The 18,012-nt window shown below is 44.6% G+C and carries 12 protein-coding genes; 2 read left to right on the forward strand and 10 right to left on the reverse strand.

All coding sequences use genetic code 11. From position 1 onward, the window contains the following. Nucleotides 1–17 precede the first annotated feature (17 nt). The 6 genes from OCV57_RS04595 to OCV57_RS04620 form a co-directional block, all read right to left on the reverse strand. A complete protein-coding gene (locus OCV57_RS04595; protein ID WP_267300603.1) occupies nucleotides 18–797 on the reverse strand; it encodes a sugar phosphate isomerase/epimerase family protein in 780 nt (259 codons plus the stop codon). Nucleotides 798–852: 55 nt separating this feature from the next. Continuing rightward, the gene (locus OCV57_RS04600) at nucleotides 853–2,208 is read right to left on the reverse strand and encodes a PFL family protein (protein WP_022286600.1); all 1,356 of its coding nucleotides are present in this window, start codon (nucleotides 2,206–2,208) and stop codon (nucleotides 853–855) included. Between the two features lie 18 nt (nucleotides 2,209–2,226). After that, nucleotides 2,227–2,496 (reverse strand): ACT domain-containing protein, encoded by a 270-nt coding sequence (locus OCV57_RS04605; RefSeq protein WP_022286601.1) that lies wholly within the window; start codon nucleotides 2,494–2,496, stop codon nucleotides 2,227–2,229. 320 nt (nucleotides 2,497–2,816) lie between these two features. Then, nucleotides 2,817–4,316: a sialate O-acetylesterase gene (locus OCV57_RS04610; protein WP_267300604.1), complete on the reverse strand. Its 1,500-nt coding sequence runs from the start codon at nucleotides 4,314–4,316 to the stop codon at nucleotides 2,817–2,819. 83 nt (nucleotides 4,317–4,399) lie between these two features. Next, complete coding sequence (locus tag OCV57_RS04615; RefSeq protein ID WP_267300606.1) at nucleotides 4,400–4,897, reverse strand: GNAT family N-acetyltransferase; 498 nt, start codon at nucleotides 4,895–4,897, stop codon at nucleotides 4,400–4,402. 24 nt (nucleotides 4,898–4,921) lie between these two features. After that, nucleotides 4,922–6,538: an ABC-F family ATP-binding cassette domain-containing protein gene (locus OCV57_RS04620; protein WP_117891840.1), complete on the reverse strand. Its 1,617-nt coding sequence runs from the start codon at nucleotides 6,536–6,538 to the stop codon at nucleotides 4,922–4,924. Nucleotides 6,539–6,771: 233 nt separating this feature from the next. On the opposite strand from OCV57_RS04620, the gene glgA reads away from it, so the two are divergent. Continuing rightward, nucleotides 6,772–8,214, forward strand: a complete 1,443-nt coding sequence (gene glgA, locus OCV57_RS04625; protein ID WP_267300607.1) for a glycogen synthase GlgA — start codon at nucleotides 6,772–6,774, stop codon at nucleotides 8,212–8,214. 170 nt (nucleotides 8,215–8,384) lie between these two features. Here glgA and OCV57_RS04630 read toward each other — a convergent pair whose 3' ends face one another. Together OCV57_RS04630 and OCV57_RS04635 are read right to left on the reverse strand one after the other, a co-directional pair. After that, entirely contained in the window at nucleotides 8,385–9,458 is a 1,074-nt protein-coding gene (locus tag OCV57_RS04630; RefSeq protein WP_038671106.1) for a 6-phosphofructokinase, read from the reverse strand. Between the two features lie 43 nt (nucleotides 9,459–9,501). Beyond that, the gene (locus OCV57_RS04635; RefSeq protein WP_267300608.1) at nucleotides 9,502–11,607 is read right to left on the reverse strand and encodes a methyl-accepting chemotaxis protein; all 2,106 of its coding nucleotides are present in this window, start codon (nucleotides 11,605–11,607) and stop codon (nucleotides 9,502–9,504) included. A gap of 179 nt (nucleotides 11,608–11,786) precedes the next feature. Between OCV57_RS04635 and OCV57_RS04640 the strand changes: the two genes are divergently transcribed. Next, a complete protein-coding gene (locus OCV57_RS04640) occupies nucleotides 11,787–12,650 on the forward strand; it encodes a polysaccharide deacetylase family protein (RefSeq protein WP_267300609.1) in 864 nt (287 codons plus the stop codon). Between the two features lie 215 nt (nucleotides 12,651–12,865). Here OCV57_RS04640 and OCV57_RS04645 read toward each other — a convergent pair whose 3' ends face one another. Beyond that, nucleotides 12,866–13,882 (reverse strand): cadherin-like beta sandwich domain-containing protein, encoded by a 1,017-nt coding sequence (locus OCV57_RS04645; RefSeq protein ID WP_267300610.1) that lies wholly within the window; start codon nucleotides 13,880–13,882, stop codon nucleotides 12,866–12,868. Nucleotides 13,883–13,909: 27 nt separating this feature from the next. Beyond that, nucleotides 13,910–18,010, reverse strand: coding sequence for a C1 family peptidase (locus tag OCV57_RS04650; protein ID WP_267300611.1), 4,101 nt, complete (start codon nucleotides 18,008–18,010; stop codon nucleotides 13,910–13,912). Between the last annotated feature and the right edge of the window lie 2 nt (nucleotides 18,011–18,012).

The raw sequence follows: 18,012 nt of genomic DNA on the forward strand, positions 1-18,012 counted from the left end.
TGTACAGAAATTTGTACTTATATAGAATTGTAAAGCTTTTCAAGCTGTTTTGCCGCTTCTGCCGCACGTCTTACAAAGCTGTCAGGTGCAGCATTTCGGTACATGGTGGACTTTGACATATAAAGCTCTAATGACAATGGTGGCTGGTGGTCGAGGTTTTTGAGCTTTCTGAGAAATTTCTCAAAGTTCAGGTTGCCGTCAAACGGTATCATGTGGCCGTCGGTGTTGCCGTCGTTATCGTGGATATGCAGGCAGGCAAGCTTGCTTCCAAACTTCGTCAGGCAATCGGTATTCTTTGAGAAGCAATTCTCATGACCTGTGTCATAGCAAAATTTCACGTTATCGAGGCTGCCGAACTGATCAAACAGCACGTCAAGAAACTGCGGGAGCTGGATATTCTCAAAGACGATATCGACGCCGTTTTCTTCTCCGCACTGTATTATCTTGGCGAAATTCTCTATACCGAAACGAGATACTTCGGGCGGAACAAGCCCGTCAGTGGGGTGGCATATCATGGTTTTTATGCCGTTTTCACCGCACACTCTGACACATTCAAGTGTTCGTTGGAGGATATATTCGCTCTCTGGGCATATTGTCCAAAGGGCGTTCATGCGATCGAACTGTGAATGGACGTTTTCTATTTCCAGTCCAAAATTTCGTACAATATCATACTGTGTGTATTTTAGTCCGTCAGAAAAGCCAAGCATTACACCGTCAAAGCCGTTCTCTTTTATAAGTCTTATACGCTCCTCAAAGGGTATTTTAAAGGTGAAGTCTGCAAACATACAGCGTTTCAATCTGTTTTCCTCCTTACCAAAAACAGCGGCAGAATTGCTCTGCCGCCGTGAAAATTTAGTTTTTGAGAGAATGGAGTGGTGCAGGGATCTGTCCGCCACGATTGATGAACTTGGAAGGTGACTCTTTTTTGAGCGGCATAACAGGTCCGCAGCCAAAAAGTCCGCCCCAATCAAGTTCTTCGCCAACGCCCTTGCCAATAGCAGGGATAACTCTTACGGCGGTGGTCTTGTTGTTTACCATACCGATAGCAGCTTCGTCTGCAATGATAGCAGAAATAGTATCGGCTGGGGTATCGCCAGGAATACATATCATATCAAGACCAACTGAGCATACAGCAGTCATAGCTTCAAGTTTTTCAATGCAGAGCGCACCGCTCTTTGCGGCATCGATCATGCCTGCGTCCTCAGAAACAGGGATAAATGCACCTGAAAGTCCGCCTATTCTTGAGCAAGCCATTACGCCGCCCTTTTTAACTGCGTCATTGAGCAGGGCGAGGGCTGCTGTTGTGCCATGTGTACCGCACTTTTCAAGACCTATTTCCTCGAGAATATGGGCAACAGAGTCGCCTACGGCCGGAGTTGGTGCGAGTGAAAGGTCAACGATACCGAATGGAACGCCAAGACGCTTGGAAGCGATAGTTCCAACGAGCTGACCTACTCTTGTTATCTTATATGAAATCTCCTTGATAACGTCGGATATCTTTGTGATATCAGCGTCAGGATATTTTCTCAAAGCGGCTCTTACAACGCCAGGACCTGATACGCCCACGTTTATCATGCAATCAGGTTCGCCAACGCCATGGAAAGCACCTGCCATGAACGGGTTATCTTCAACTGCGTTACAGAAAACAACGAGTTTTGCTGCGCCAAAGCAGGCAGAGTCAACTGTTCTTTCTGCACACTCTCTTACAACGCCACCCATCATTTTGCAGGCGTCCAGATTGATACCTGTTTTTGTTGAACCGATATTTACAGAGGAACATACTCTCTCAGTAGTAGCGAGTGCCTCTGGGATAGACTTGATAAGCTCGATATCGCCTGCGGAGAAGCCCTTTGGAACGAGGGCTGTATATCCACCGATAAGGTTTACGCCAACGTCCTTTGCGGCTCTGTCCATAGCGTGTGCGAATGGAACAGGTGAACACTTGCAGGCAGCAGACACGATAGCGATAGGGGTAACGGAAATTCTCTTATTTATGATCGGGATTCCAAGCTCCTTTTCTATCTGCTCGCCCACCTCAACAAGCCTTGCGGCTTTTGCGGTTATCTTCTTATAGACATTCTCGCAGGCAACGTTTATATCGCTGTCGATACAATCAAGCAGAGAAATGCCCATTGTGATAGTACGAATATCAAGACAATCGTCCTGTATCATTCGTATCGTTTCCAACACGTCATATGTATTAATCATTTTACAGAAATCTCCTCTTTAGATATGGTGCATACAGTTAAAAATATCCTCGTGCATGGTATGGATCTTTACACCCATTGTCTGACCAAGCTCTGTAAGTCCGTCTGCCATGGTAGCAAAATCGGAGTTGAGCTTTGTGATGTCAACAAGCATTATCATAGCAAAGAGGTCCTGCAAAACTGACTGAGTGACCTCGATAACATTCGCATTATATTCTGCACACTTTGTGCTTACCTTTGCAAGGATACCTACAGCGTCCTTACCTATAACCGTAACAACAGCTCTCATTAATAAGACCAGCCTTTCCAAATTCATTTATATATCTTCTATTATACCACACAGCGGAGATTTTGCCAAGAGTTTTAATTATAAATATTTTATTAACGTTGGGAATGCGTTTTATGGGGCGACAATCAAGGTAGTCGGGCGAATGATGCTCGCCCCTACCCATATTTGTACGAATTACAAAAAAATTCGTAAAAAAAATCAAAAACGTTGAAGTGCAAAAAAAGTGGTGTGTCAGATTTCTGCAAAAAAAGTTTGATGAGCAGGACGTCGAGGGCGCCGTCCCCTACAAAAAACGCCCCCATTTAGGGGACGTTCTTGTATTATTTTTCTGTTCTGAATGGTGCGAGTGGTATGCCTGTTTCGTTGAAGATAGTTACCTCGCAATAGTTGAACCAGTTATATCTTGCATAGAGAGGTTTTTCAACGGCGTCTGATTTTATGAATATTTTACTGCCATTTATGGTGATATCGGCTTTTACGAACTCTTCGTCCTTGCCTGCTATCTCAAAGCCCTGTGCTTCGCCTTTTACTACAAAGCCATTTTCGGCATGGTCAAAGCTAAGCTCTATACCACCGTTTTTATACTCCAGCGACTTATAGATAGGTCCGAATGCTTTTACGTCCATGCCGTAGAAAAGCTTTTCTGCCTGCAAACAAAGTCTTTCGCCAACGGGTACTTTATTCTTTGGGTGGATCTCGTTGAACTCGCCGCAATCTGAGATAACAGCTATTCCTGTATTTTTCACTGTCTTATATGCTCTCATTTGTGCTTCTCTTATTTTACACCAATGCTTATAATCAGGGTCGGCGGCATATTTGAACATTGGGAGCTGGACGATTATGAACGGAAGCTCATCGTCGCCCCACTTCTCTCTCCAAAGCCTGATAAGAGATGTGAGGAGGGTGTAATAGCTGTCCGGCTTATGGTCGTCAGACTCGCCCTGATAATAGAGGAAGCCTTTTATTGTATAAGGACAAACTCTTGACACCATGGTCTCAAAAAGTCCTGTTGGGCGGAATGGGTTTACGCAGTTTATTGGACCCGGCCAATTCTTATCGCCAAGGATCTCGTTGGCTTTCTCCCAGCTCATTGTTGGGTCTTTTTGCAGAAGCTCGCCGTATTTTTTATCCCACACACGCTCAAATTTCTGATAATCTCTGTATTCTTTTATCTGCTCCTCGACAGTTTTGCCCTCAATACGTTTTTCATACTCGTCTATGTAGCTTCTTATTTCAGCGTTGTTTTCAAGGGTCGGTCTGTCTACCCATGCGGAGGCTGATGTTCCGCCCCAGTTACAGCCGATAAGTCCTACTGTTACGCCAAGGTCTTTGGCAAGCTTTCTTCCAAAGAAGAAGCCGACTGCACTCCATGCCCTTGAATTATCCTTTGAAGCCTGCGACCATGCGGTATTGTTTTCGTCCTCATAGAACATTTCGTCAAGAGTGCCACGCTTTTGAGTGTAATAAAATCTTACGTTGCAATCAGGGGTGAGGTTTTCGAGGACTTCTTTGCCGCCCTTTGCGTTTTGAAGTTCAAGCTCCATATTTGACTGGCCACCGCAGAACCACACTTCGCCTATCATGATACGGCAGAATTTTTTTTCTGTACAGCCGTCTGAAACTGTCATTTCATACTCTCCGCCTGCACTCATTGGAGGGAGAACGGCTGTCCACCTGCCGTCGCAGACCTGCGTCTGGACTGACACGCCGTTAAGAGTAACTGTGACAGTTCTTTCCTCGTCTCCAAGTCCCCAGACTGTTATGTTCTTACCACGCTGGAGAACCATATCGTTTGAAAATATATTTGCTACTTTTAACATACTTCTTTCTCCTTTCAATATCTATAAAAATTCAAAAAATATCATCGCCGCAGGCGATACCTTAATTCCTCACTCCTAACTAATCAAAGAGTGTGGTAGAACAGAATGATATCCTCAAAGACGCCCTCTTTGTTTTCAAAGCCCTTCGGTACAGTGCCGAGGCGGACAAAGCCCAATGCCTCGTAAAGCTTTATTGCCTTGACATTTGACGCAACAACGGCATTGAACTGGAGCACCTTAAAGCCTTTCTGCTTTGCTATGAAAAGACAATGCTCGACTATGACCTTTCCTGCTCCTTTTCCACGGCAGGTGCTTTTTACGGCATAGCTTGCGTTTGCGATATGTCCGCATCTGCCAACGTTATTAGGGTGGAGGATATACATTCCTACAGTTTCGCCCTCATACTCTGCAACGCCGCAGAATGTTTGTGATGCAAAAAACTTTTTCGCACCCTCATAGTCGAGGGTCTCTTTCTGTGGGAAGGCATTGCCCTCTTTTACAACTTCGTTCCATATCTCTGCCATTTCAGGAACGTCATCAATATTGTAACCTCTTACGGTCACGTTTTTCATTTTTGCCATTTTGGATACTTCTCCATAATAAAATTACTCTATAAATGACTTCATGCCACGCTCACGTCGCCAATCAAGGAACTCCTCATAAGTTCCCTGTCTGTCGATACAGCCGTCGGGGGTTATCTCAATTATTCTGTTTGCAACTGTCTGAACTATTTCATGGTCATGAGATGCGAAAATTACGACGCCTTTGAAATCTCTAAGTCCGTTATTTACGGCTGTGATAGACTCAAGATCGAGGTGGTTGGTAGGTCTGTCGAGCATTATAACGTTTGAGCCGAAGAGCATCATACGGCTGAACATACATCTTACCTTTTCACCGCCTGAGAGAACTTTTACAGGCTTATATATCTCGTCCCCTGAGAAGAGCATTTTGCCAAGGAAACCTCTGAGGTAGGTGTCTGTTACCTCAGAAGTGGAATATTTTCTTATCCAATCCACGATGCTTTCGTCATTGTCGTTAAAGTAGGCTGAGTTGTCGATAGGGAAATAGGAGCGTGATGTGGAAACGCCCCATTTTATCGTACCCTCGTCAGGCTCTTCTTCCTCTGCAAGTATCTTGAAAAGCATTGTGATAGCCTGCTCGGACTCGCCGATGAAAGCGACCTTATCGGTACGACTGAGGGTAAAGGAAACATTATTGAGGAGCTTTACTCCGTCAACTGTTTTGGATATGCCGTTGACTTTGAGGACGTCTTTTCCAAGCTCTCTATCCATATTAAAGCCTATGAAAGGATATTTTCTTGATGAGGCAGGCATTTCTTCGACTGTGAGCTTATCAAGAAGCTTTCTTCTTGCGGTAGCCTGCTTGGACTTTGATTTGTTTGCTGAGAAGCGGTTGATGAACTCCTGGAGTTCCTTGATCTTTTCCTCGGCTTTCTTGTTCTGGTTCTTTATCATTCTCTGCATAAGCTGTGAGGACTCATACCAGAACTCGTAGTTACCAACATACATTTTTATCTTTGTATAGTCGATATCCACGATATGGGTACAAACATTATTAAGGAAGTGTCTGTCATGGGATACGACGAGGACTGTTCCGAAATAGTCTGCGAGGAAGTCCTCAAGCCAGCTTATAGCGTCGATATCAAGGTGGTTTGTAGGCTCGTCCAGCATGATAATATCAGGATTGCCGAAAAGTGCCTGTGCAAGAAGCACCTTGACTTTTTCGTTACCTGAGAGGGTGGACATCTGTGAATAGAGGATATCCTCGGAAAGACCAAGACCCTGAATGAGCTTTGAAGCGTCAGACTCGGCTTCCCAGCCGTTTAATTCTGCGAACTCGCTTTCAAGCTGACCTGCTCTGTCGCCGTCCTCCTCGGTGAAGTCCTCCTTGGCATAAAGCTCGTCCTTTTCTTTCATTATCTCATAAAGTCGCTTATTGCCCATTATTACAGTTTCGAGAACTGTATACTCGTCAAATGCAAAGTGATCCTGACGAAGCACTGAAAGTCTGTCCTCTTTTGAGATCACTACCTCGCCTGTGGTAGGCTCTATCTCACCGCAGAGGATCTTCAGAAATGTTGACTTTCCTGCACCGTTTGCACCGATTATGCCATAGCAGTTGCCGTTTGTAAATTTAAGGTCAACGTCCTTGAAAAGAAGCTGACCACCGAATGAAAGGCTTACGTTTGATACTGTTATCATTTTAACTCTCCTATATCTGATAATTATACTTTGACACTTTATTATACCACACAAAGCGGCTTATGTCTACTTTTAATTATTAATTTTTCATCACTGCGCTTTTATGGTGCAAACGAGGTTTTGCTCTTGACGTTTTCAACAAAAAGTGTTATAATTGTTATGTTCACATTGGCAATAGCGATAATTATTGCCCTGAAAATTCAAGAAATTAAGTTGGAAAGGATAACTTGAATATGAAAAAAGTTTTGTTTGCTTCTTCGGAGTGTGTTCCGTTTATCAAGACAGGCGGTCTGGCTGACGTTGTTGGCTCTCTGCCTAAGTGCTTTGACAAGAGGTATTATGATGTCAGAGTAATTCTTCCTAAATATTCCTGCATGAAACAGCAGTGGAAAGACATGATGCAGTACAAAACGCATTTCTACATGGACTTTGCAGGTCAGAGCCAATATGTGGGCGTGCTTGAATGCGTTTATGATGGCGTTACGTTCTATTTTATCGACAACGAACATTATTTCACCGGTGACAAGCCTTACACTGAGCATCACTGGGATATAGAAAAGTTCATGTACTTTGACAGAGCTGTGCTTTCTGCTCTGCCGCTTCTTGATTTCCGTCCTGACGTTATACACTGTCACGACTGGCAGACGGGTCTTATACCTGTATATCTTCATGACAGCTTTGCAGGTGGCGATTTCTTCCGCGGCATAAAGACCGTTATGACTATACACAATCTGAAATTCCAGGGAAATGACGGCGTTGAGCAGTTCAAGAGGATATCCGGTCTGTCTGACTACTACTTCACTATCGACAAGCTGAGAACGGGCGTTGACGGAAATATGCTCAAGGGCGGTCTTGTTTATGCTGACGCTATCACAACTGTCAGCAACACATACGCAGAGGAGATAAAGACGCAGTTCTACGGCGAGGGTCTTGACGGACTTATGAGGGCAAGGGCTAACGATCTTCGTGGTATCATAAATGGTATCGACTACGTTGATTACAACCCTGACACTGACAAGAACATTGTTGTAAGATACAATTATGACAACGTGCTTGAGAAGAAGATACACAACAAGAGAGCAATTCAGGCTGAGCTTGGTCTTGCGCAGGACGACAATCGCTTTATGATAGGCATTGTTAGCCGTTTGACAGATCAGAAGGGCTTTGACCTTATTGCATACATGATGGAGAGAATGTGCGAACAGGGCATACAGTTCGTTGTGCTTGGCACGGGCGAGCAGAAATATGAGGATATGTTCCGCTGGTTTGCAGGCAAGTATCCTGACAGGGTTTCCGCTAACATTTACTACAGTGAGGAAATGAGCCACCGCATTTACGCATCAGCTGACGCATTTCTTATGCCGTCACTTTTCGAGCCATGCGGACTTTCACAGCTTATGTCACTGCGTTACGGCACGCTGCCTATCGTTCGTGAAACTGGCGGTTTGAGAGATACTGTTCAGCCATTCAATCAGTTTGAGAGGACCGGCACTGGTTTCAGCTTTGCAAACTACAATGCACACGAGATGTACAACACTGTTATGTTTGCAAAGTACATATTTGATGACAGACGTGACGAATGGAACGGACTTATCAAATCTGCAATGGCACAGGATTTCTCATGGCAGGCTTCTGCTAACAAGTATCAGGAAATGTATGACTGGCTTATAGGCTAAGATAGATACAAGAAAAGCTCCGCAGGAAGGCGGAGCTTTTTTTTATGTTATAGGTTTTGTGGCAAGCATATAATTTGTTGGAGATCAGGTGGGCGACCTCAGATCGCCGCTACGGAAACAAACATAAAAAGCGGCACAGTTTAGGCTGCACCGCTTTTGTTTTGCATTTATCAGTCACCGAAAGCGACGCCCAGAGCCTTTGCGGTCTTGACGAGCTGGTGGTCGGCAGGGACGAATTTTGTTTTGCCTGCGACTTCTGAAAGTGGGTTTTCTGACACAACTTCATTTATCATTGCCACTGCATAGCCATATTTATCGGCTGCGATAAGCTCTGCGGCATGAACGCCGAACTTTGTGGCAAGCACTCTGTCATAGGCTGACGGACTGCCGCCTCTGAGCATATGACCAGGAACGCAAACTCTTGTTTCTCTGCCTGTAAGCTCTTCTATCTGCTTTGCAATTCTAGGGGTAGCAGTTGTAAGACCCTGCTCTGCACGGAGTCTTGCTCTTTCCTTCTTTTTAAGCTTTGCCTCTTCTTTATCAAAAGCACCCTCAGCTACGGCGAGGATAGAAAATCCCTTTGATTCTCTCTTTTCGCAGGCAGCGGCAAGCTTTTCGATATCATATGGTATTTCAGGAATGACTATCATATCTGCACCGCCTGCGATACCTGAATAGAGGGTGAGCCAGCCGGCTTTATTGCCCATTATTTCTGCAACAAGTATTCTTCCGTGGGAATTGGCTGTGGAATGAAGTCTGTCGATAACGTCTGTGGCTGTGTCAACAGCGGTATGGAAGCCGAACGTTACGCTTGTGCCCCAGATATCGTTGTCGATAGTTTTAGGCAGGCCGATAACGTTAAGTCCCTCGGTTGAAAGGAGGTTAGCGGTCTTATGAGTGCCGTTGCCGCCCAAGGTGAGCAGGCAATCGAGCTTCTGCTTTTTATAGGTTTCTTTCATAGCCTTTACTTTATCCACGTTATCTTCTTCGATGACCTGCATTTTCTTGAAAGGCGTTCTCTTTGTGCCGAAAATAGTTCCGCCTGTGGTAAGGATACCAGAAAAGTCAGACTGCTTCATTTCTTTGCACATATTATTGATAAGTCCGTAATAGCCGTCCTCGATACCTACTATCTGAACGTCTTCGCCGAACTTTTCATAGCAAGCCTTTGCAACGCCTCTGATTGTTGCGTTAAGTCCCGGACAATCTCCTCCGCTTGTGAGTATGCCTATTCTTTTCTTCATTTTACCAAGTCCTTTCAATGAAATTCTATCATTATCAACGATATCAATACTTATCGCTTGTGCTGAAATCTTCTATATCGGCTTCGTCGGAAGGAGTGATATCCTGCTGAGTTTCCTCAGGGGTGGCCTCGCTTTCCGGCTCATCGTCAATATATGTGAACCTTGAAGTCTGATGCTCTTTCTTATCCTTTTCACTGTTCTCGCTAAGTTTGAAACGTGCTATCATATTCTTTAGTATAAGCGACTGGCTTGAAAGCTCTTCGCTTGCGGAAGCTGAACCGACTGCAGTCGAGGTATTGGCTGATACAACGGCTGATATTTGGTCTACTCCCGTATTTACCTGAACGATAGCTTCTGCCTGCGCCTCAGAAGCGTCTGAGATATTCTTTACGAGATCCTTTATAGTATTTGAATTGCTTACGATATTGTTCAGCGAATCAGCAGTTTCTTCGGCTATCTTAGAACCCTTTGAAACAGCGGCAGACTGGTTTTCGATAAGTGAAGCGGTCTGCTTTGCGGCTTCGGCTGATCTTGATGCCAGACGTCTTACCTCGTCTGCTACCACGCCAAAGCCCTTTGAACCCTCTCTTGCGGCCTCTACGGCGGCGTTAAGGGCAAGGATATTTGTTTGGAATGCGATCTCGTCAATGACCTTGATTATCTTTGAGATCTCATCGGAAGCAGTATGGATAGCATTCATGGCATTTACCATGTTGCCCATATCGCTGTTGCAGTTGTCAACGGCTTCGGTATTCTTAAGTACGATATTATAAGCGTTCTTAGAGTCCTCAGAGTTCTGAGTTATCTGCTTTGAAACATCACTGAGGGTAGCGGAAAGCTCCTCGATCGCGGAAGCCTGCTGTGTAGAACCCTGTGATACAGACTGTGCGATATTTGACACCTGAACCGCTCCTGAGTTCACCTGCTCGGCTGACATATTGATAGAAGCAAAGGTATCAGACAGAGAGTCGAGTATCTCGTTAAACGTACTCTTTATCTTATAGAAGTCGCCCTTGAAAGTACCTTCCATTCTATGGCAAAGGTTGCCCTCGGATATCTGGGTAAGAGCCACTGTGATAAGGTTGATATACTGTCTGAGGCAGACGATAGTTTCTTCCAGAGAGTTTGAAAGGACGCCAAGCTCGTCCTTTGAATACCAAACGTCAACAGGGTCGGTAAGGTTGCCCTGTGCGAGAGAACGAAGTCTGTTTGTGGTAGAAATGATAGGCTTTGTTATCCTCTTTGCAAAAAGCAGAGAGAACAGCACCGTCAGGCACATAAGCACAACGCCCATTACAATGATATTAGTAAGTGCGCTGGAGCTTGCAGTGGTGAAGTCGGCAACATTTGTAACCATGACGACAGTACCGTCAAAATATGACGAACCATAATAGCCCACGATATAATTGTTATCCTTAAATTTATACTCTGTTGTACCGCTATTATTTGCAAGTATTTTCTCAACGGCATTTGTCACTTCCGTATATTCTTCATCTTTCTTACCGATCTCAAGGGCATTTTTACCTATCTGATCTGTATCCTTATGAAGAAGGATCTCTCCGTCTTTACCAACAAGATAAACATAGCCGGATTTTCCGAAGGTATATTCATTAAGAGCATTGACAAGCATATCGCTCTGAATGGTAATACAAGCGACTTTTTGTTCTGTGTTGCCAGACTTTGTTGAAGCAAGTATAGAAAAATAATTCTTACCGCCAAAGGTATATATATCGGTTATATAAGCCGAGCTTCTTTCGCAAGCGCTTATGATGTGCTCCTTTTCAACTGATGACGATACCATTTCATTATCTGTTGCAAGCACAATGCCATTGCCGTCATAAACTGTAAAATTCAGATAAAAGCCTGTGTTGTCTGCAAAGCCACTTTTTACCGCCTTCAGTCTGTCAGCGTCAGTTTTTGCCCCTAAAAAAGAATCAGACTTTACGGTCGAAACTATATTATTCGTATAAGAGCTGATCGTCGAGTCAAAATTCTTAGCCGCCTGAACAGCCAGTGGTTCAGCGGTGCTTTTGAGCGTATCCTTTGCAGAAACGTTTATAAAATACACGGAAACCAAGCTAAGCAGCACCGTGATTATAAGTGCGATTGAAAGCATTGCCAAAAGCAGCTTTGAACGCAACGTTTTCATATACAGTTCCCCCTTATGAACTTGTTTTTAACGCAGCACACAACACTGCGATATTACGTGTTTATTATATCATAATTGCACAATTATTTCAAGTACCACAAGCATATTTTTTGTGAACTTATGATGCAATTAATGATATGGAGGTGAATAAAAATAGGTAAAAAGGGGGTAAATAAAATATGTACATAAGTCTAAGGATAAGAAAAAGGGTGATGCTTTGTGTTATAGCTGTGCTTTCTATGATGGCGGCGGTGGCTGTTATGCCAACCTTTGCAAAAGAAGAAAAAACAGATGGGATAAAGCTTCCGATCATAATGTATCACAGCATTGTAAAAAACGAAGATCGCAGCGGTGAGTATGTCATAACGCCTATCGAGCTTGAAAAGGATCTGCTTTATCTGAAGCAGAACGGCTACACTACTGTTTTTGTAAATGACGTTATAAGATATGTGAAGCGTGGGGGCGAGCTGCCTGAGAAGCCTATTATACTGTCCTTTGATGACGGCACTTACAACTACAGAGAATATCTTCTGCCGCTTCTTGAAAAATACGATATGAAAGCCACTGTATCTATTGTGGGGGCTTACACTGACGCTGCCTGCGAGGAGGCTGAGCCTGATCCTGCTTACTCTTATCTTGACTGGCAGGACGTTTCGGTGCTTCGTGACAGCGGTCATGTGGAGATATGCAATCACTCTTACGATATGCACAATCTTGAGGGCAGGCGTGGAGTCGGTCAGCTAGAGGGGGAAAGCTACGAGGATTACCGAAAGATATTTCTTAACGACACCACGAAGCTTCAAACGCTTTGCGATGAACACTGTGGTTTTCAGCCAAATGTTTACACCTATCCTTTCGGCATAACCTGCGAAAGTGCAAGTCGGCTCGTAAAGAACATGGGGTTTGAGGCTAGTCTTGGAGTAGAGGAAAAAATCAATATAATAAAAAAAGAAGATGAGCGCTGCCTTTTTGGTCTTTACAGATACAATCGCAGCGGGATCATCTCCACAGAAGAATTTATGGAAAAAGTTTTTGGAGCATAAAAAAAAGCAGCCCCTATTGGAGCCACTCTCTAAACTGAATCACCATCAGCATACTCACATTATACTCTGGCAGGTGTCGAAATTATACTTGTTTTTGTGTGATTTTTGTAAAAAAAATGTGTATTCGTGTAAACAGGGTGACAAATGCTGTCACAAACAGCCAAAAGCACGTTGATACGTCACTTTTGGCTGTTTATCATCTCTTTACACAGAACTTATTTATCCTTTTTGCCGCCTTTGATCTTTCCTCTTATCCAGATAATTATTACGACAAGTGCGATAACAAGGACAATAAGGACGATAGCAAGGGCTGTATTGAGCATCTTTTTATACTGGTCCATAACATTTGCGTTTTTGGACACGGCAGATGAAGTATCGGAGCTGTCTTTCTTTTGGACGGTCTGGGTCTGCTGTTCATCTCCGCCTGCGGCTCTTATTATGGTGACAGTATAGGTGGCGGCATTGCCGTCAACGTCTGTGACAGTTATGGTTCGTACATTTTCGCCCACCTGACACTCGCTTGTGCCTGTATACCATATGTAATCAGAGGGGCTTGCTGTTGTTCCCTCTATCTCAACATTGGTAACGGAATTGTCAACGTTCACTGTATAGTTATAGACATTATAGGCAAAGGCAGGAGAAAGCTCGCCGTTATCCACTGTCAGGGCTGTAAGAACGCCTTTATCGGGTATGCCGTTTGAAGGTGCGGTCTTAGTGGTAGTGGTGGTGGTAGTGGTCTTTTCGGTGGTGGTCGTGGTTTCTGTTTCGGTCTTGGTTTCCACCTTATCGCCTCCAACTGTTATGACACAATAGGCGGTAGGCGAGCCAATAAGCTCTGAATCAGGGGAATATATCTGACAGCTTTGCAGGCTTATATTTGCATTTCCTGCTGACAGACCTTTGAACGCAAAGCTGAGATCCACTTCTGAAGAGGGGGTATCAGGAAATCCGTTTACTGTAAGAACTCCTCCGCCGCCTGAGGCGTTGTCGCTTGACACAAATTCTATAACGGAATCGTCATAGGCGATATTTGCCTGAACGCTTCCTATCTCTGAATCTGCAGAAAATGTCACGGACACTTCAAACTGCTGATCGGTCATGACGGGGTTTTTAGGCGGATAGAAGAAAGCCTCCCCTGTTGCATGGGCAGTGAGAGCCGTCATTGGAACTGCAAGTGCGGCTGTCAAGAGCGATGAGAATATTCTTTTTACAAGCTTTGTTTTTGTGATCATTGCTATCCCTCCCGATAACATGGATAATTATTTGGTATAAACTTTGGCTATATCAGACCACTGTCCGAAATAGGTCTTGGCCCCTGTGGCTGTATAGCTTCTCACACGGACGAAATATGTCTTTTGGCTTTTAAGATTTGTTACGGTCTTTTTGTCGGTCTTATTTGAGGTCACCTTAACTGTCTTTGCATCGCTGAAAGATATATATTCAGCGTAGGATATCACATAGCCTGTAGCAGAGCCTTTCTGTGCATAGTCTATATAAAAGCCTTTTTTCACTGGCATGAGCTTTTGTATGGTCTGCTTTGCAGGGGTGATGACAAAAGACTTCGTTATCACTCCGCCATACGAACCTTTTCCTGTTACTGTTACCTTAGCTGTGCCTATATTCTTATTGCAGGAATATTTCACTGTATAGTCTGTGCCGTTTTTAAGGGTCTTGCCCGAATATGTGACCGTTATGCTTTGGGTGATGTTCTTGCCTGTGAAGGACTTGTTTTTTATGCCTGCGACCTTAGCTTTGGCAATATCATATTTTGCGGTGGTCACGCTCTTTGTATCAGACCATGCGCCGTTATAACGCTTGCCGCCGACTATTGTATACGAACGCACTCTTACATAATATTTCTTTCCTGCCGTTAGGTTTGAAACTGTCTTTTTATCCGTTTTGTTTGAGGATATGATCAAGGTTTTTGCACCTGTAAAGTCAGAGCGTGTACTGTACTGCAGTTCATATCCTGTGGCTGAGCCTTTCTGAGCAAAGTCGATAAAAAAGCCTTTATATCTTGTTTGCAGAGATTGTATCTCCTGTTTTGCAGGATAAATTGTAAAAGTTTTTGTTATCGTACCATGATAGTTGCCCATGAAGCTTATGGTTATTTTTCCAACGCCTATTTTTGTATTTGAGCTATAGGAAACAGTATAATCATGTTCAGGAAGAAGAAATTTTCCTCCGTCTGTTACCATAACGTCAGGTCTTATAGGCTTGCCTGTGTAGGAGAGCGCATCAACATAATAGACGCTTGTCAATTGGGCGGACTTTGGAAGAATGTCGAATGCTTTGGCTATAGCGCCGCTGTATCCGCCAATGCCTGTTATTATCATTTTGCCCTTGCCTGCGGCTATATTATCAGCATAGTCAATGGTATAGTCTTTATTATTTGTCAAAGTGGTATCGCCATAGGAAAGCGTTATACTGCTTTGAGCAAGCTCATAGCCTGTGAATGTCATATATGTTTTAAAGCCTGATATCTCGCAGTCTTTTATAAGCTTTCTGTCGGTATAGACCGCCTGCACTGTCATATGGGCTGTGACTTTTGAAAAGTCTTTATCCCAGCCTGTAAAGCGTTTGCCTTTTATGGTCGGTGCTTTGGGCGGATCGGCACTTTTGCCGTATTCTACGGTCTGAGATGACAAAACTGTGCCGTTTATATCGGTGAAATCGACCTTGCAGGTATTGGCTTTCCAGCCTGCATAAAGCGTCTTTGAGCCGTCTGAAAAGCTCACGGACGTTATAGGCTCGCTCTCAAGCTGTGAATCGGCATACCAGCCTGTGAACTGTGCGCCCTCTTTTGTGGGGGCGGAAAGCTGTGCGGTTTCGCCCTCACCAAGCTCATCATGGTTGAGGGGGCTGTTTTCGCCACCGTTCAAGATATAATCTATCTTTGCTTTGTCACTTGGGGTGACTTTTGCGGAAACTGTGGTGTTTTCTGTGAAAACTGTGTTGCTGTTCACAGGTTCACCTTTACGATACCAGCCGAGAGTGTAGCCCTGCTGAACGTTCACATTCGGGAACACGGCTTTGCCTGCATAGTCGGTGCAGACTTCTATGGTCTGTGCCACAGCGGAGAATGTTATCTTATGGGAAGCCTGCTCGCTATACGAGGTCTGGCGCACAAGAGTGCCGTCCATTGTCCACTTTGCGCTGTCTTTGAACTTTTCACCGTAGGTGTTCATTGCATATGCCCCTTGAGAAAGTGCATTTTTTGCAGAAAGGCTTGAAACCAGGCTGTCGCTGTCATTGCTGTAACAGCCGTATGCGTTCACAACGGAAACGGCAATATCCCTGCCTCCTATAAAGGCATTTGTAATGGCGGAGCTGTTTTCCCTTAGGTTTGAAGAACACTCTGTTATGATACCGCAGGATTGTCTTCCTATGACGCCGCCTGAATAGACTTCTCCTGACACTGTGCCGTCAAAGGTGCAGGCTTTTATGGCTGTTCCTTGATAAAAGCCCACTATTCCACCTGCGTAATCGCCTTTCACTATACAGTTTTTCAGGGAAATGTTATTTATCTCCGCACCATTTTTTATGTATGCGAAAAGCCCTGAATACTCCCCTGAGGAGATAACTGCGTTTTTTATAAGATGTCCGTTGCCGTCAAAATAGCCCATGAATGGGTTTTCAGAATCACCTACGGGTGAGATAGTTTTTCCGTCAAAGTCAAGGTCAGCTTCAAGGGTGACTAGCTTGCCCTCGAAGCTTTCGCCACTGCTGACACGCTTTGCAAAGCTTTCCCACTGGGCTTCTGTGGTTATAACAAGGGCTTCGTCCTGTTCTTCTGCGGCGGAGATAAGGAGCTTTTGTGCGTTTGAGATATCATTTTTAGAAGCATTCTCGTCTGCAAGCACCGTTCGGGCGTTGTTTGCTTCCCTTTCACAGCCTGCAAGGGTGCCGTACTTCGCAAGGGTGGTTTCAAGTGAACTTTTATCGGGCTTTGCAGTATCGTCAGTATAAGCATAGATAAAAAGACTTCCTATGGAGTCGGTCTTATCTGCTCCAACGTCAGACCAATATTTGCCGTTAAGAGAAACATAGCTTTGCCCTGACTGCGCCTTTGATGTTCGGTCGCTTTCTGCAAGGAGATATCCCCTGCCGCTGTCACCGCTGAATTTTACTGAAATGGAATATTTCTCGCCCTCTTCAAGGAGGATATCCTCGGGAAAGTCAACTGTATAAAAGCCGTTTGCGGACACTGAGTCGCTTATCTGCGTTTCAAGGACGCCTATAGGGTCGCTGTCGGAAACGTTGGTATAGACGCTCAGGGTGTAATCCGCACTGCCCGTTTTGCCCACATACATAAAGCCTGCTTTATCAAGCTTTTCATCGGCTTTAGCGGTGAAAACATTTGCACCGTAAACAGAGCCGTCGTTGCTGGCGTTCACAACATAGCCTGTCATTTTGCTGTAGTGATATGTATTATCACAGCTTTCTTCAAAGTCATAGCAGCAAAACTGTCCGAACTCTGCTTCATCATAGGACACCCAATAGAAGCCGTCATTGTCCTGATCTGCGCCCCACGAGCCTTTCACAAGCCATGCACCGTTATTGGCAGGCTTATATCTGAAATTATCCTTACTGTAGTTATCGTCCCAGCCCACCACTGTGACGGAATGATTTATGATAGTGTTTTTTGAGGCGTCGGGATCATAGTAGGCAGTATTGTTATGATTCATATAGCCATTTCCTGCAAAATAGCTTGCGGAAACTGCTCCAAGCTCCATTATTTTACGCTTCACCTGCGTGGTGCTTGAAAGCTCCATGACATAATTCAGCCTGTATTCGCTGACGCTTTTCTTATTTTCGGAAACTATCATATTCTCTGTGCCGGATTCTAAAAACGGCTCGTAATCCTCATAGCATAGTCCCTGACCATTTGCAAGGGCGGAGGCCGCAAAGAGCCAGTTTCCTCCTGATGAGAAATCGTCTTTACCTGTGGCTGTGCCTGAATTTGAGGACAGGACCAAGGCAGGCACGGAAAATTCTGCGGAGGGGTTTTCAAGCCCCTTTTTGATAAGATCCTGTTCTGCACAGGCAAGGGCTGAAAATGCCCAGCAAGCACCTGTTGAAGCCTGATCTTTTACTGTTGTGATCTCTCCTGAGCTTCTTGGGTCATAGGTGGATGGGAGCTTTCGGGCGGCTAGTCTTGCAGGGGACTTTATCTGATAGTCGCCGTCTGTGCTTTTGGCCACGCCCTCTATCTCATAGCTATAGCCGTTATGGGTAAAGTTTACGGGAACGACTTTTATGCCGTTATCCTCGTTGGCAAGTGCAAAAGTCTGCGCCGAAAGCTGAAAAGCCAAGAGCAAAGCTGTCAAAAGCCCCGCCGCACCTTTCATTCTTCTCATGT

The sequence above is a fragment of the Hominimerdicola aceti genome, assembly GCF_025567495.1.
Classification (GTDB): Bacteria; Bacillota; Clostridia; order Oscillospirales; family Ruminococcaceae; genus Hominimerdicola; species Hominimerdicola aceti.